The organism is Mycobacterium sp. ENV421, assembly GCF_002887815.1.
In the GTDB taxonomy this organism is placed as follows: domain Bacteria; phylum Actinomycetota; class Actinomycetes; order Mycobacteriales; family Mycobacteriaceae; genus Mycobacterium.
In genome coordinates, this window is the sequence record NZ_PDHO01000039.1 from 1 (window position 1) to 14,274 (window position 14,274).

Annotated in this window: 11 protein-coding genes and 2 pseudogenes; 7 read left to right on the forward strand and 6 right to left on the reverse strand. The window is 68.4% G+C overall.

Translation table 11 applies throughout. From position 1 onward, the window contains the following. Nucleotides 1-465: 465 nt before the first annotated feature. A pseudogene (locus tag CRM90_RS31105) lies at nucleotides 466-789 on the forward strand (reverse transcriptase domain-containing protein); the annotation flags it as partial. Between the two features lie 222 nt (nucleotides 790-1,011). On the opposite strand, the gene CRM90_RS26440 reads toward CRM90_RS31105, so the two are convergent. Continuing rightward, nucleotides 1,012-1,329, reverse strand: a complete 318-nt coding sequence (locus CRM90_RS26440) for a hypothetical protein (RefSeq protein WP_142391466.1) — start codon at nucleotides 1,327-1,329, stop codon at nucleotides 1,012-1,014. A 97-nt stretch (nucleotides 1,330-1,426) separates the two neighbouring features. After that, nucleotides 1,427-2,413 carry a tyrosine-type recombinase/integrase gene (locus CRM90_RS26445; protein WP_233209523.1) on the reverse strand — a complete coding sequence of 329 codons (987 nt, stop codon included), beginning with the start codon at nucleotides 2,411-2,413 and terminating at the stop codon, nucleotides 1,427-1,429. A 248-nt stretch (nucleotides 2,414-2,661) separates the two neighbouring features. Between CRM90_RS26445 and CRM90_RS31590 the strand changes: the two are divergent. Further along, nucleotides 2,662-2,858, forward strand: a pseudogene (locus CRM90_RS31590) (transposase); the annotation flags it as partial. 84 nt (nucleotides 2,859-2,942) lie between these two features. Here CRM90_RS31590 and CRM90_RS26455 read toward each other — a convergent pair. Beyond that, nucleotides 2,943-4,598 carry an AMP-binding protein gene (locus tag CRM90_RS26455; RefSeq protein ID WP_102809861.1) on the reverse strand — a complete coding sequence of 552 codons (1,656 nt, stop codon included), beginning with the start codon at nucleotides 4,596-4,598 and terminating at the stop codon, nucleotides 2,943-2,945. A 65-nt stretch (nucleotides 4,599-4,663) separates the two neighbouring features. Next, entirely contained in the window at nucleotides 4,664-5,278 is a 615-nt protein-coding gene (locus tag CRM90_RS26460; RefSeq protein ID WP_102809883.1) for a TetR/AcrR family transcriptional regulator, read from the reverse strand. A gap of 79 nt (nucleotides 5,279-5,357) precedes the next feature. Here CRM90_RS26460 and CRM90_RS26465 point away from each other — a divergent pair, with 79 nt between their 5' ends. Genes CRM90_RS26465 through CRM90_RS26485 form a run of 5 tightly spaced genes read left to right on the forward strand, consistent with a single transcriptional unit; the run spans nucleotide 5,358 to nucleotide 12,244 of the window. After that, nucleotides 5,358-6,956 (forward strand): acyl-CoA carboxylase subunit beta, encoded by a 1,599-nt coding sequence (locus CRM90_RS26465; RefSeq protein WP_102809862.1) that lies wholly within the window; start codon nucleotides 5,358-5,360, stop codon nucleotides 6,954-6,956. A gap of 5 nt (nucleotides 6,957-6,961) precedes the next feature. Beyond that, nucleotides 6,962-8,947 carry an ATP-binding protein gene (locus CRM90_RS26470; protein WP_102809863.1) on the forward strand — a complete coding sequence of 662 codons (1,986 nt, stop codon included), beginning with the start codon at nucleotides 6,962-6,964 and terminating at the stop codon, nucleotides 8,945-8,947. Next, a complete protein-coding gene (locus tag CRM90_RS26475; RefSeq protein WP_102809864.1) occupies nucleotides 8,940-9,704 on the forward strand; it encodes an enoyl-CoA hydratase/isomerase family protein in 765 nt (254 codons plus the stop codon). Before CRM90_RS26470 ends, CRM90_RS26475 begins: the two co-directional genes overlap by 8 nt. Before the next feature lie 3 nt (nucleotides 9,705-9,707). After that, nucleotides 9,708-10,502 (forward strand): TIGR03084 family metal-binding protein, encoded by a 795-nt coding sequence (locus tag CRM90_RS26480; protein WP_102809865.1) that lies wholly within the window; start codon nucleotides 9,708-9,710, stop codon nucleotides 10,500-10,502. Continuing rightward, complete coding sequence (locus tag CRM90_RS26485) at nucleotides 10,499-12,244, forward strand: acyclic terpene utilization AtuA family protein (RefSeq protein WP_102809866.1); 1,746 nt, start codon at nucleotides 10,499-10,501, stop codon at nucleotides 12,242-12,244. The genes CRM90_RS26480 and CRM90_RS26485 overlap by 4 nt, the downstream gene beginning before the upstream one ends. A 57-nt stretch (nucleotides 12,245-12,301) precedes the next feature. Here CRM90_RS26485 and CRM90_RS26490 read toward each other — a convergent pair whose 3' ends face one another. Next, nucleotides 12,302-13,456: a thiolase family protein gene (locus CRM90_RS26490; RefSeq protein ID WP_102809867.1), complete on the reverse strand. Its 1,155-nt coding sequence runs from the start codon at nucleotides 13,454-13,456 to the stop codon at nucleotides 12,302-12,304. A gap of 86 nt (nucleotides 13,457-13,542) precedes the next feature. Further along, a complete protein-coding gene (locus CRM90_RS26495; protein ID WP_199190065.1) occupies nucleotides 13,543-14,271 on the reverse strand; it encodes an enoyl-CoA hydratase-related protein in 729 nt (242 codons plus the stop codon). Between the last annotated feature and the right edge of the window lie 3 nt (nucleotides 14,272-14,274).

A 14,274-nucleotide genomic window follows, 5' to 3' on the forward strand; every position in this document is an offset into this window, starting at 1 on the left:
CACGACGAAGCCGCGAACCGGCCGGTGCTTTTTACACCCACTTTCGGACGCGACCGGCTCCTGTACGGAACGTGAGAAGGCGTGTCCCGATACTGCCGCCGGATGAGGTGGCGAGAGGGAGGTTCCCGGACGGGCGACACCGGGCGGGACGGAGTACCGATGCGGGGCGCGCTGGCGGACTGACTCGTAGTAGCTGGGAAGCTCCTGCTTGACGCGGTGGGAGTGGAGCCAAGGGGTCAGGTCATCCGTGGCTGTGTTCGTTGGATCAACCGGACCGTGGGTTCGGGAGGAGTCTGGATGGGCGAGCTGAAATCGTCAGGCAAGTCGTTCGATATTTCGAAGTGGGAGGTGCACGACGCCTGGGAGAAGGTGAAGGCGAACAAGGGTGCCGCCGGTGTGGATGGATGCTGCATCGAGGATTTCGAGAAGGACCTGAAGAACAGTCTGTACAAGGTCTGGAACCGAATGTCTGCGGGGAGTTACTTTCCACCACCGGTACTGGCCGTGGAGATACCAAAACCGCACGGTGACGGAGTCCGGGTTCTGGGTGTGCCCACTGTGGCCGATCGGGTCGCGCAAACAGTAGTGGCCGCACGGTTGGAGCGGGAGGTCGAGCCGATCTTCCACGCCGACTCCTACGGCTACCGGCACGGACGATCGGCGTTGGATGCGGTGGGCGCGTGCCGACGTCGGTGTTGGAAATACGACTGGGTGATCGATCTTGACATCCAGAAGTTCTTCGACACCGTGCCGTGGGATCTCATCATCAAGGCGGTGGCGGCGCACACGGACCAGCCATGGGTGCTGCTGTATGTACCGGCCCACTGGCCGTGGACAGATCACTGGCTCACCCTGTGGCGCAACACCATCGGCTACAGCCCGCCAGCGACTGTCACCACCTGACCATCTGCCGAAAGGCCCGACCGGAGCACACAGGAAAAGCTGGAGCAGACCAGCCGATACCACCTGCTCGCCGCCAGAAACCGCCATCAACAGCCACCCCGGCGAAAGCTATCCCAATCCATCAGTGGATCGAGGTTTAGCCAACAGTAGCTCCACGTCGGGGACCAGGTGCCGGTGCACGAAACACCACGAGACAAACGGCCACGCCTTGAGCCGGTGCAGGTCCATCAGCCGGGCCGCGGTAGGCCTGCGCATCCACACCCCCGGGTCGGGAAAACGGTCCACGAAGCGGCGTGCGCTGCAATGCCGCGCGGACCGCATACTCGCGCAGATCGGCATTGTGTCGACGTGCGTGTCGTAGGCGGCGATGAGCTCGGCTGCGCTGGCCAACGGTGCGCCATCGGCCGCGCTAGCCGCGACGCTCACCACGGCGATTCCTTGCGTGCGGCGATGTACTCGGCGGCAAGGGTCTCAGCCGACAGATGCACGTATTTTCCCGTTGTCTCGGGGCTGGCGTGTCCCATCAATCCCGCAGCGCCAGCAGGTCGATTCCGGCCGCGACCAACTGTGTGCCGTAGGTGTGCTGCAGTCGGCGCGGGCGCACCCGGGCCGCGCCCGAGCGGGCTCGGTGGGTAGGGAAGATCCGGCGCATCCCCGCCTCGGTCAACGGCTGCCCGGCGGTCGGTCCGCGCAGCACGACGAAACACTGTTCGGTCGCGCAATCCGCCGGTCGTTCAAGCCGTAGGTAAGCAGCGAGTTCGGCGAAGAACGGCCGGTCCACCGGTACCACCCGGTCCCGACCACCCTTGCCGACCACCCGCACCTGCCGGCGACCGACGTCCGCCTCGGCCAACAGCAGACCGCGGACCTCGGCGGCGCGTAGTCCTCCGAGCAGCATCAGTAGCACCATCGCGCGGTCGCGGTGGGTGCCCAGGTCGGTCAGGAACGCCTCAACCTCTGCCAGCTCAAGGCTTTCCGGCAGCAGCCGCTGCTGGCGCACCAGCCGACCCCCCGTCCTTGGGTGACGAGCCGGGATATGCCCCAGCAGACCCCGACGCGCCCGAAGCCCGCTGGTGCGCCGCGGCGCCGGCACCGGGCTGGTCATCACCACGCCGGTGATCACCGCGAACTCGAACAGTCCCCGCAGCGCAGCGATGCGCCGGTTCTGCGTCGCCGGGGCGGCGCCCTGCCGCTCAGACAACCGGACCACCGTCGAACCCGCAGTGCGCTTGGGCTGGGTCTGCCAGTCCAGATAGTCGAACAAATCGGTCGGCCTCACCTCGGCCAGACTGACGCCTTGCCCGGCGAGGAATCGCAGGAAGTTCAACACGTCGTAGGCGTACGCACGCCGCGTCGCCCGGGCGAAGTTCCTGCCCTTCAGGTGCGCCAGAAACCGATTCACTATCGCAACGTCGTCACGCTGCCCAGTGGCGACCTCACCGGCAAGCAGGAAGACCTCGCCGTCGCCGGCTACCCGAAGTCCCATCGCCACCTCCAAGGGAAAAGCCACCGACCTCCAGTGTCAGCACCCCCATCCCTTGCTGGTGGGACCCCACACGCACCGAGCGTGTCGCCCCGATGAAGCCGGTTAACGGATAATCTGCACACCGCGGTATCGGTCAAACACGTCCCAGCGGTGACCGCGGCGGTCAAGACGATTTTCGCCCACACCGACCCCGCCGACGTCGCTGCCCAGTGGGGACTGTCAGCACAACGGTGGATCTGATCTTGGTCTGACCGTCCCCCCGCGGGCGGCGGGGTTTGATGCGAGGACGGCGCCGGGTGCTCGATTCCACCCCGTTGTTTGATGCGGTGGCCACCGAGGACACGGTCATTGAGCGCGGGCCGCGATCCGCTGAGTCCTGTCGTCAGCGGATCGGGTCAACTCGGTGGCCGCGGGCGCGGTGCACGCGGCACTCAAGCGGGACGATGACTACGCCACGCTGGGTAAGCCGCACGACATGGGCACAAGTCGCGGGCACTATTGACGCTTGCGGAGCTGGCGAAGGTCCCGCCGCGCCGCGGATCGGCGTGCGGCACTAACCGGCCTGGTAGAGCGCAGCGAACTGCTCGCGGAGCCGGTATTTGAGTATTTTGCCGCCGACGGTCTCGGGTAGCGTTTCGGCGAACACCACGCGCTTAGGGGTCTCGAAGCCGGCGAGCCGCTGGCGGCAGAAGGCGACGATGTCCGACTCGATGGGCGCGCGCCCGGTTTGGGGTGTGACGATTGCTGTGACGGCTTCACCCCAGTGGGGGTGGGGCAGTCCGATCACCGCCGCACGCGCTACGTCGGGGTGGGTATGCAGCACAGCCTCTACGCGCATGCTCGAGACGTTCTCTCCACCGGTCTTGACGATGTCTTTATAGCGATCGACCAGGATCCGCAGCCCGTCGTGGTCAATCGAGGCGCTGTCGCCGGAGTGAAACCAACCGCCACTGAAGGCTTCGCGGGTGGCGGCCGGGTTGCGGTAGTAGCCGGCCGTCATGATTGGCGACCGGTAGACCGCCTCGCCGGGCTGCCCGCGCACAGGCCGGCCAGATTCGTCGACGACGTCGGAGGCCAGCAGGGGGCTGGGCACACCGACGTAGTTGGTGTGCGGCGCGGTGGCGCCGTGTACCTCGGGCCATTTTGCGGGCCAGAACCGGTGACATGCGATCGCCTCGGTCTGGCCGAAGATGCCCATCGTCACCAGTTCTGGGCCGCAGCGCTGCACCAGCCGGTCGAGCAGCTGCGGGGCGAGTGCTCCCCACCCGTACACGAGCACGCGCAGGCTGGTTGGGTCGAACTCCGGGTGGGCCTCGAACTCGTCGGCTAGGGACGTCACGATCTGCGGTGAGCCGGCCCACAGGGCAGTGATCCGATGGGTGTCGACGGCCTTGGCTACCACGTCGGGCACCGGTTTTCGGCCGATCAGCAGGCTGCCTCCGCTGAGAAACGCCGAGAACATGAAGATCTGGTCGCCGACGTGGTAGGTGACCGGCAGGAACGTGGCAAGGCGCAGGTCGGATTCCACGGTGAGACCGCGAGTCAGCGAGAGTGCGAAGTTCATCGCCGCGAGGTAGGTGCAGTGGTGGGACACCATTGCACCTTTGGGCATCGATGTGGTGCCGGAGGTGAACAGCAACTCCCAGATGTCGTCGCCGTGGATCTCCACGTCGGGCTCGGTGTCGGGTTTGCTGGCGATCAGGTCGGTGAAACTTGGCGTGTCAACCACAGGGGCGCCGCCGATGGTGATCGTGACATCTGGGCGCAGGCCGGTCGCGCTGAATCCGGGTTCGGCGCGTGGCCACAGCTCGGCGTCGACGACCGCGAAGGTTGGTTCGGTTAGTTCGATGAGGTGTTTAACCACGTCGGGAGCGAGGTTGGGGTTGAGGGGGACGGCCACCATTCCCGCCTTCGCGATGCCGATCTTGGCAAGGCAGGCTTCGACGGAGTTCTCGCAGAACAGCAACACCCGTGCGCCGGGTTGGAGCCCGGCGGAGGCGAGCGCGTGCGCGAACCGGTTTGCGCTTTGGTCTGCCTCGCGATAGGTCAGCTGGGCAAACCGCTGGTCCCCGTAGGCGCCGGGCCATCCGGCGATCGCGATCTGGTCGGGATAGCTCCAGGTGAGCCGTTCGAGCACGTCACCTACCGATGTCCGCTCCCAGCGGCGCGTTGCTCGCCTGCCTCGCAGGGTGGTCACATCCGGGTCCATTGCGGCTCCTTGTGCGTGAGTCCCGCTCAGACTGTCACGCCGATGCCGCGCGATCAATGTCCTAGTTACTCATGGTTCACTATGTCTGGTGCTTGCGTTACCCCGAGACAGCCGTGCGCGGCAGTCCTGAGCAGCTCGGCGAGCCGAGAGGGGGGTAGTCCGCTGCGGAAGAACAGGGTCGATTGGATAGCGCCGATGGCGGCGTGCACCGCAACCCGTAACTCGGCGTCGGCGAGGTCGGGACGCAGGTGGCCGAGCACGTGGACCCACTCCTCCACGTAGTGTCGTTGGTCTCGGCGCAGTCTTCGCTGCTGGTCGAGCGGAACGTTGTGCCCCTCGCGGTGGTAGACGGCGAGCACCGCGCGGTCTTCGATGGCTATCCGGATATGGTCGTCCACCAGCGCTGACAGGGCTTCGTTGTCGCTGCGCGTTGTCGAAATGATCGCCGCGGCGCCGTCGCTGAGTCGTCGCATCACCTTGTCGAGAAGTGCTACCAGGATCGCGTCCTTGCTGGGGAAGTGGCGATAGATGCCCGAGCCGACGATGCCCGCCCGGGCTCCAATGTCGACGAGGGCCACGCCGTGGTACCCGCGCTCGGCGACCAGTTCGGCCGAAGCGGTCAGGATCCGCTCCTTTCGTTCCGGGTCGCGCTGTCGGGAGTGCGTCGCGCCGTCCTGCATCTGGCCTTCCTCGCCGTGCGTGTCGTACAGTCTCCTGCGTGAACAGTGAATCACATGCCGCGCCTCGGGAGAGAACGCTGTGCCGGTGCTGACATCGCAGCTCGATACGTCGAGCGAGGCTTACCAGGCCAACCGGGAGGCGCAGTTGGCGCTGCTTGCACAGCTCGACGAGCAGGTTGCACGTGCGGTCGCCGGGGGTGGTGAGCGGTATCGGAAGCGGCATCGTGAGCGGGGGCGGCTTCTGGTCCGGGAGCGCATCGAGTTGCTGCTGGACCCGGCCAGCCCATTCCTGGAGCTGTCGACGTTGGCGGCCTGGGGCACCGGGTTCACCGTCGGCGCCAGCGTGGTCACGGGCATCGGGGTGGTGTCGGGGGTGGAGTGCATGGTGATTGCGCACGACCCGACGGTGCGGGGTGGCGCGATGAATCCCTATTCGCTGCGAAAGACGCTGCGTGCGTTGGAGATCGCGCGGGTGAACCGGCTGCCGGTGATCAACTTGGTGGAGTCCGGCGGGGCGGACCTGCCCCAACAGGCCGAATTGTTTGTGCCGGCCGGGCGGATCTTTCACGAGCTGACGGAGTTGTCGGCGCTGGCGATTCCCACGGTCGCCTTGGTATTCGGCAATTCCACGGCGGGCGGGGCGTACGTGCCGGGGATGTGTGACTACGCGGTGTTAGTGGACCGTCAGGCCAAGGTTTTTCTGGGTGGTCCGCCGTTGGTGAAGATGGCCACCGGTGAGGTGGCCGACGATGAGGCGCTGGGCGGTGCCGAGATGCATAGTCGAGTGTCGGGGTTGTCGGACTACTTCGCAGCAGACGAGCGCGACGCGATCCGGATTGGCCGCCAGATCATGTCGCGGATCAACTGGCGCAAACTGGGCCCGGCTCCGGTGGGGTGCGCGGCGGCGCCGCGGTATGACCCGGAGGAGATTCTCGGGATCGTTTCTGCCGATGTGAAGGTGCCGTTCGATCCGCGTGAGGTGCTCGCGCGGACGGTGGATGGTTCGGAGTTCGACGAGTACAAGCCGCTGTACGGGACTTCGCTGGTCACCGGGTGGGCGCAGGTGCACGGCTATCCGGTGGGGATTTTGGCCAACCATCGGGGGGTGTTGTTCTCCGAGGAGGCCAAGAAGGCCAGCGAGTTCATTCTGCTGGCCAATCAGACTGATACGCCGCTGGTGTTCTTGCAGAACACCACGGGTTACATGGTCGGTGCGAGCTATGAGCAGGGCGGCATCATCAAGGACGGCGCCAAGATGATCAACGCGGTGACCAACAGCACTGTGCCGCACGTGACGATCACGATGGCCAGTTCGTTCGGCGCCGGCAACTACGGCATGTCGGGGCGGGCCTATGACCCGCGGCTGCTGTTCGCCTGGCCCGGGGCAAAGCTGGCGGTGATGGGCGCGGCGCAGTTGGCAGGCGTGATGTCGATCGTGGCCCGTGAGTCGGCGGCGTCGATGGGGCGGGCGTTCGACGAAGACGCCGACTGTGAGCGCACCGCGGCGATCGAGGCCCAGATCGACACGGAGTCGCACAGTTTCTTCGTCACCGCCCGGCTGTACGACGACGGGATCATCGATCCTCGTGACACCCGCACCGTGCTGGGCATGTCGCTGTCGGCGGTGCATTCCAACACCGTGGCCGGCCGCCGCGGCTTCGGCGTTTTTCGGATGTGAGGCACATGGTCCAGAAACTTTTGGTGGCAAATCGCGGTGAGATCGCCGCCCGGGTGATGCGCACCGCGCACGCCATGGGTCTGGGGACCGTCGCGGTCTATTCCGACCCTGACGCCGGCGCGTCGTTTGTCGGCCTGGCCGATGCGGCTGTGCGCCTGCCGGGCGCCGCGCCGTCGGACACCTATCTAAACGCCGAGGCGATCATCGATGCGGCCCGGTTGACGGGGGCCGACGCGGTGCACCCGGGCTACGGGTTTTTGTCGGAGAACGCCGGGTTCGCAGCCGCATGCGCCGAAGCCGGGCTGGTGTTCGTGGGGCCGCCGCCGGCGGTCATCGCGGCGATGGGCTCGAAGGTCGAGGCGAAGGCGCTGATGGAGAAGGCCGGGGTGCCCGTGCTGCCCGGAGCAACCCTGGACGAGGACTGTGATCTGGCCGCGGAGGGTCGGCGGGTGGGCTACCCGCTGCTGGTGAAGGCGGCGTTCGGCGGTGGCGGCCGCGGTATGCGGATCGTCGAATCCGCTGAAGAGCTCGCCGACGCGGTGGCGGCTGCCCGCCGGGAAGCGGCCTCGGCGTTCGGCGATGCGACGGTGTTCCTCGAGCGCTATGTCGTGAATCCGCGGCACGTGGAGGTGCAGATCCTTGCCGACACGCACGGGGCGGTGGTGCATCTGTTCGAGCGCGACTGCTCGATTCAGCGCCGCCATCAGAAGATCGTGGAGGAGTCGCCGTCGCCGGCCGTCGATGACACCCTGCGCGCCGAACTCGGTACGGCCGCGGTGGCCGCGGCGAAGGCAATCGGTTACGTCGGTGCGGGCACCGTCGAGTTCGTGTTGTGGTCGGGCGGGTTCGCCTTCCTGGAGGTCAATACCCGGTTGCAGGTGGAGCATCCGGTCACCGAGCTGATCACCGGCCTGGACCTGGTGGAATTGCAGCTGCGGATCGCCGACGGCGCCCCGCTGTCCGCGGAGGCGTTCGATGCCCGCATCGGCGGGCATGCGATCGAGGCCCGGCTGTATGCCGAGGACGTCGGCGCCGGCTTCCTGCCCGCCACCGGCGTGCTGCACCGCTTCGCCATACCGGAGGACCCGGGCGTGCGGGTGGACACGGGCGTGGTCGACGGCGCGGTGGTCAGCCCGCATTACGACCCGATGCTGGCCAAGGTGATCGCGCACGGACCCACCCGGGCCGACGCCGCACGAAGGCTGGCGCGCACGCTGGCGCGCGCCCAGCTGCACGGCGTGACCACCAACCGCGACCTGCTGGTCGGGATCCTTCGCGAGCAGGAGTTCCTGGCTGGCGGCACCGACACCGGATACCTCACCCGCCACAACCCGTCGGTGTTGGCTGCACCCGCGCGGAGCGCGCTGGCGGTGCACGCGACTGCGGCGGCGCTGGCCGCGCAGGCGCAGGCCAGGCTGACGGCGCCGGTGCTGCGGACTCTTCCTGCGGGATGGCGCAACATCGGGGGTGCGTCCCAGCGCGCAAGCTACCGGTGCGGAGAGCGCGTCATCGAAGTCGCCCACCGCCAGGTCGGGGATCGGGTGCTGATCGAGGTCGATGACCAGCCGCTGCCCGCGGCGCGGGTGCTGGCGGCCGTGCCGGATCGGGTCGACCTGGAGGTCGACGGGGTGCGCCGTTCGATCAGTGTGCACCGGGTGGGCGCGGTGTCGTACGTGGACAGCGCTCTCGGATCAACTGAGCTGGTCGACGTGCCGAGGTTCCCCGATCCGTCGTCGGTGCGACATGCGGGCTCGCTGCTGGCCCCGATGCCCGGCACCGTGGTGCGGGTGCTCGCCTCGCCCGGCGCAAAGGTCACCGCCGGGCGGGCTCTGATCGTGCTGGAGGCGATGAAGATGGAACACACCGTCACCGCCCCCACCGACGGGACCGTCGTCGACGTGTTTGTCGCGGCCGGTGATCAGGTCGACACCGGCCAGGCGCTGGCTATCGTCGAGGACAGCGCCGGAAGGGACGGGGGCAGCAGTGAGTGATCCGGTGACCTACCAGGTCGTTGACGGTGTGGCCTGGTTGACGATCGACCGGCCCGAGGCACGCAACGCGCTCAGCGCCGCGGTGCGCGAGGGCCTGTGGGATGGGACCCGTCGGTTCAACGACGACGCAAGCGCGCAGGTTCTCGTCCTGACCGGGGCGGGGGAGAAGGCGTTCTGTGCGGGCGGGGACCTCAAGGAAATGGCAGCTACCGCGCTGACCGTGCCCCCGCCGGATTTCACCCCGCAGTTCGGTCGCAATATCGATGTTGCCAAGCCGACCATCGCCGCGGTCAACGGGGTCGCGTTCGCAGGCGGGTTCCTGCTTGCTCAGCAGTGTGACCTGGTGGTGGCTGCCGAGCACGCGACATTCGCGATCACCGAGGTCAAGGTGGGCCGCGGCGCCCCGTGGGCGGCGCCGCTGTCGTGGCTGGTGGCGCCCCGGATCGCGCTGCAGATCCTGCTCACCGGCGATCCGATCAGCGCGCACCGGGCGCAGCAGGTGGGCCTGGTCAACGAGGTGGTGCCCGCCGCCCAGCTGCATGAGCGCACCCAGGAGTTGGCGCAGCGGATCGCCGCCAACGCGCCGCTGTCGGTGCTGGCCGCCAAGCGCACGGCCTACCTGTCGGCGCAGCACCGGATCGATGAGGCCTACACGCTGGCCGAGCAGATCTGGGAGCCGGTGTATCACTCCGAAGACGCTCAAGAAGGCCCGCGGGCGTTCCGGGAGAAACGCGCACCGGTATGGAAAGGACGCTGAGGGATGCCGTTATCGATGCAGGCGCTAGCCGATGATCTGGCCGCCGAGACCGCCGACCTGCGCGACCTGCTGTTGACGCTGCCCGACGCCGACTGGCGCCGGCCTACCCCGGCGCTGCGTTGGTGCATCGGTGACCAGGTGTCACACCTGGCATTCTTCGACGACGCCGCGGTGCGAGCGGCGAGCGACCCGGATGGCTTCCTGGCCGAATTGGCCCGCCTGAACGCCGAGGGCGGAGTGAACCCCGACACCATCTGTGCGCGCTTTCGAGACATGCCGGGCGAGGCGCTGCTGGCGTGGTTCGACGAGGCCCGCGCGCGGTTGCTGTCCAGCTTCGGTCAGATCGATCCCGCGGCACGGGTGCCGTGGTTCGGTCCCGCGATGAGCGCGGCGTCGTCGCTGACCGCCCGGTTGATGGAGACCTGGGCGCACGGCCAAGACATCGCCGACGCGCTCGGCATAAACCGGGCACCCACTGACCGGTTGCGTCACGTCGCGCACCTCGGTGTACATGCTCGAGCGTTCAGCTACACAGCGAACGGACGTCAGGCGCCGGATTTGCCGGTGCGGGTCGAGCTCACCGCCCCGAGCGGCGCGATCTGGGGCTGGGGCCCCGAGGACGCCGCCGATCGGGCGAGCGGGCCTGCGCTGGACTTCTGTCTGGTGGTGACCCAGCGGCGGCACCGCGACGACACCGCGTTGGCGATCAGCGGGCGCGCGGCGGGGCAGTGGATGGCCATCGCCCAGGCTTTCGCCGGAGAACCGGGGGCGGGACGCAAAAAGGGGCAGTTCGGATGACCGCGACAACAGATCGTGCCCGGGCGGTGCGCATCGCCAACTGCTCCGGCTTTTACGGCGACCGGGTCGGCGCCGCCCGCGAAATGGTCGACGGCGGCCCCATCGACGTGCTCACCGGGGATTATCTCGCCGAGCTCACCATGCTCATCCTCGCCAAGGCTCAGCGCAAGGATCCGGGCGCCGGGTACGCCAAGACATTCCTCACCCAGATCGAGCAGGTGCTCGGCAGCTGTTTGGATCGCGGTATCAGGATCGTGGCCAACGCCGGCGGGCTGAACCCGGCCGGCCTGGCCGACGCGGTGCGCGAGGTGGCGGCCAGGGTTGGGCTCGATGTGCGTGTGGCCCACGTGGAGGGTGACGACCTGCGCGCAAAGTTGTCGGCCATCACCCCGGCGGTGCGCGGCGAGCCGGTCTCGGCCAACGCCTACCTCGGCGGCTGGGGAATCGCGGCCGCCCTCGGCGCGGGGGCCGACGTGGTTGTGACCGGCCGGGTCACCGACGCGTCGCTGGTGGTCGGGCCGGCGGCCTGGTGGCATGGCTGGCGAAGCGACGACTGGGACGCGCTGGCCGGCGCCGTCGTCGCAGGGCACGTCATCGAATGCGGGCCGCAGGCCACCGGCGGCAACTACGCGTTCGCCGCGGATCTGCCCGACTCACGCTATCCGGGTTTTCCGATCGCCGAGGTCGCCGCGGACGGGTCGTCGGTGATCACCAAGCACCCGGGCACCGGCGGGCTGGTGTCGGTGGGCACGGTCACCGCGCAGCTGCTCTACGAGATCGGCCCGCCCGCCTACCTCGGCCCCGACGTCATCACGCACTTCGACACCCTCACGCTCACCCAGGCGGACCGGGACCGGGTGGCGATCGCCGGGGCGCGGGGCAGCCCGCCGCCGCCGACCCTGAAGGTGGCGCTCAACGACGCCGGCGGGTTCCGCAACACCATGACGATGGTGCTCACCGGGCTGGACATCGAGGACAAGGCCGCCCGCGCCGAAGCGATGCTGTTCGACGTGCTGGGCGGACGCGACCGCTTTGCCGAGGTCGACGTGCGGCTGCTGCGCTTCGACACCGCCGACGCGCCGACCAACGAGCAGGCCACCGCACACCTGCGGGTCACCGTCAAAGACCCCGACCCCGCGAAAGTCGGCCGCCGCTTCTCCAACGCCGTCATGGAACTGGCGTTGGCCGGCTACGCCGGGTTCCACACCACCACCCCGCCCACCTCGGAATCGGCCTACGGGATCTACCGGCCCGCGGCGGTGCCCCGCGCGATGGTGCAGCATGTCGCGGTGTTGCCCGACGGCCAGCGCCGGGTGGTGCCCGACCCACCCGCGGCCGCGGCCGCCACCGCCCCGGTGGTGGAGGGGGTTGCCGCCGCGCACACCGGCCTTCCGGTCGGGCAGACCAGCCGCGCGCCGCTGGGGCGGGTCTGCGGCGCCCGCTCCGGGGACAAGGGCGGTGACGCAAACATCGGGCTGTGGGTACGCGACGACGCCAGCTATGTTTGGCTGCGCGAATACCTCTCCATCGAGCGGCTGCGCGCGCTACTGGGCCCCGAGGTCACCGACCTGAAGATCGACCGGTTCGACCTGCCCAACCTTCGGGCGATCAACGTCGTCGTGCACGGTCTGCTCGGCGACGGAGTGGCCTCCTGCACCCGACCCGACCCGCAGGCCAAGGGGCTGGGGGAGTACCTGCGCAGCCGCGTCGTCGACATTCCCGAGGCGCTGCTCGACCGATAACCGACGCACCGACCACCGCGAGCCGACGAGACCCGCGTCCCCATACCGGGCGGTCGATCAGCGGACGAGTTCGACGATGGTCGCGTTGGCCATGCCGCCGCCTTCACACATGGTCTGCAGGCCGAACCGAATGCCGTGGTCACGCATGTGGTGCATGAGCCGGGTCATCAGGATCGCCCCCGAGGCGCCAAGGGGATGCCCGACCGCGATCGCGCCGCCGAGCGGATTCATCCTCGCCGGATCGGCGCCGGTCTCCGCCAGCCAGGCCAGCGGCACCGACGCGAACGCCTCGTTCACCTCAAACGCCCCGATGTCACCGATGGACAGGCCGGCGCGGCGAAGCGCCTTCGCCGTCGCCGGGATCGGTCCCGTCAGCATCGAGACCGGCTCACTACCAGCTATCGCGCCGGCGTGATAGCGGACGATGGGGGACAGGCCGAGTTCCTCGGCCCGCTCGGGCGAGCTGACCAGCACCGCGGCGGCCCCGTCGGCGATCTGGGAGGCGTTACCGGCGTGGATCACCCCGTTCTCGAGGAACGACGGCTTCAGCGTCGCCAGTTTCTCGACGGTGCTGCCGCGGCGCAGGCCCTCATCGGCGACCAGGCCGGGAGCTTCCGGCACCGCGACGAGTTGGCGGTCGAAGGCGCCGGCGTCGATAGCCGCCGCCGCCCTGGCGTGGCTCGCGCAGGCGAACTCGTCGAGCCTCTGTCGAGAAAAGCCCCACTTCGCCGCGATCATCTCGGCTCCACGGCCTTGATGAAAAGTCGATCCCTCGAGGGCCGTCTCGTAACGGTGTAGCAGCCGTGGCCCGTAGGGCAGCCCAACGTCGCGGCCGGCACCCAACGGAACCCGGCTCATGCACTCCACGCCCCCGGCGACGACGAGATGGTACTGACCCGACATCACCATCGCGGCCGCGAAATCCAGCGCCTGCTGGCTTGAGCCGCAGGCCCGGTTCACCGTGGTGCCGGGCACGCTGTCGGGCCAACCGGCGGCCAGCGCTGCCGAACGGCCCACGTTCGCCGACTGGTCGCCCACCTGGTTCACGCAGCCCCAGATGACGTCGTCGATCAGGGCAGGGTCCACACCGGTCCGCTCGACCAGCGCCTCCAGTACCCGTGCGGACAGATCCACTGGATGCACACCTGCCAGTGCGCCGCCTCGCTTGCCGATCGGCGTTCGAACCGCTTCGACGATCACGGCCTCAGGCATGTCAACCTCCAATATCTAATAATCATTATTAGCATAGTATCTGATGTTCTGCTCCCAACTCCCGGGCTTGGTGCTCGTTAGTGCGCCTAGCGGCGGCGCATTGACCACATTTGCGGGGCCCGCTCGGTCTGTACAGCCACGTCCCAGCCCAGAGCCGGCGGCCCGGTCTCCAGCCGGAAGGTGCGCGCCATGGCGCGGGCTAGCGCAGGGTCAGTGGCCACTTGGCGGGCAAGGCCGAAGGCCCGGTCCTCGACCGCCTCGTCGGCAACCGACTCCCACGCCAGGCCCAATTGAGCCGCGCGGTCGCCGTCGATCTCGGCACCGCACAGCGCCATCGCCGCGGCCGCTTCGCGGCCGGCCAGGCGGGACAGCAGCACGAAGTGTCCCCCGCCCGGGTGCAGACCGATGCGCTGGAAGCCCGACATCAGCCGCGCGGTGCGAGACACGATCCGCAGGTCGGTGGCCAACGCCAGGTTCAGGCCCGCACCGACCGCCGGGCCGCGTACGGCGGCGATGGTGACGGCCCGCACCGACCCGATCCGGGTGAACGCGGCATAGATGGCCGACAAGCCCGCATAGGTGCCCTCTTCGGCTGGGTCAGATCCAGCGTCACCGAGCGTGGTGGTGTGTGCGCCCGCGCAGAACGATCCGCCAGAGCCACGGATCACCAGTGCGCCGATCGAGTCGTCGGCGTCGATGCGGTCGGCGGCGGCGACCAGTTCCCGGGACATCTCCGGGGTCAGTGCGTTCCGCCGCTGCGGTGCGGCCAGGGTGATGGTGGCCAGGCCGCTTTCCACGCTGAGCTCAATCTCCACGGT

What these genes read in the sequence shown, in the direction of transcription:
- CRM90_RS26485 (WP_102809866.1), top strand. Translation starts at nt 10,499, where the DNA reads ATGACCGCGACAACAGATCGTGCCCGGGCGGTGCGCATCGCCAACTGC.
- CRM90_RS26470 (WP_102809863.1), top strand. Translation starts at nt 6,962, where the DNA reads ATGGTCCAGAAACTTTTGGTGGCAAATCGCGGTGAGATCGCCGCCCGG.
- CRM90_RS26460 (WP_102809883.1), bottom strand. Translation starts at nt 5,278, where the DNA reads ATGCAGGACGGCGCGACGCACTCCCGACAGCGCGACCCGGAACGAAAG.
- CRM90_RS26480 (WP_102809865.1), top strand. Translation starts at nt 9,708, where the DNA reads ATGCCGTTATCGATGCAGGCGCTAGCCGATGATCTGGCCGCCGAGACC.
- CRM90_RS26455 (WP_102809861.1), bottom strand. Translation starts at nt 4,598, where the DNA reads ATGGACCCGGATGTGACCACCCTGCGAGGCAGGCGAGCAACGCGCCGC.
- CRM90_RS26490 (WP_102809867.1), bottom strand. Translation starts at nt 13,456, where the DNA reads ATGCCTGAGGCCGTGATCGTCGAAGCGGTTCGAACGCCGATCGGCAAG.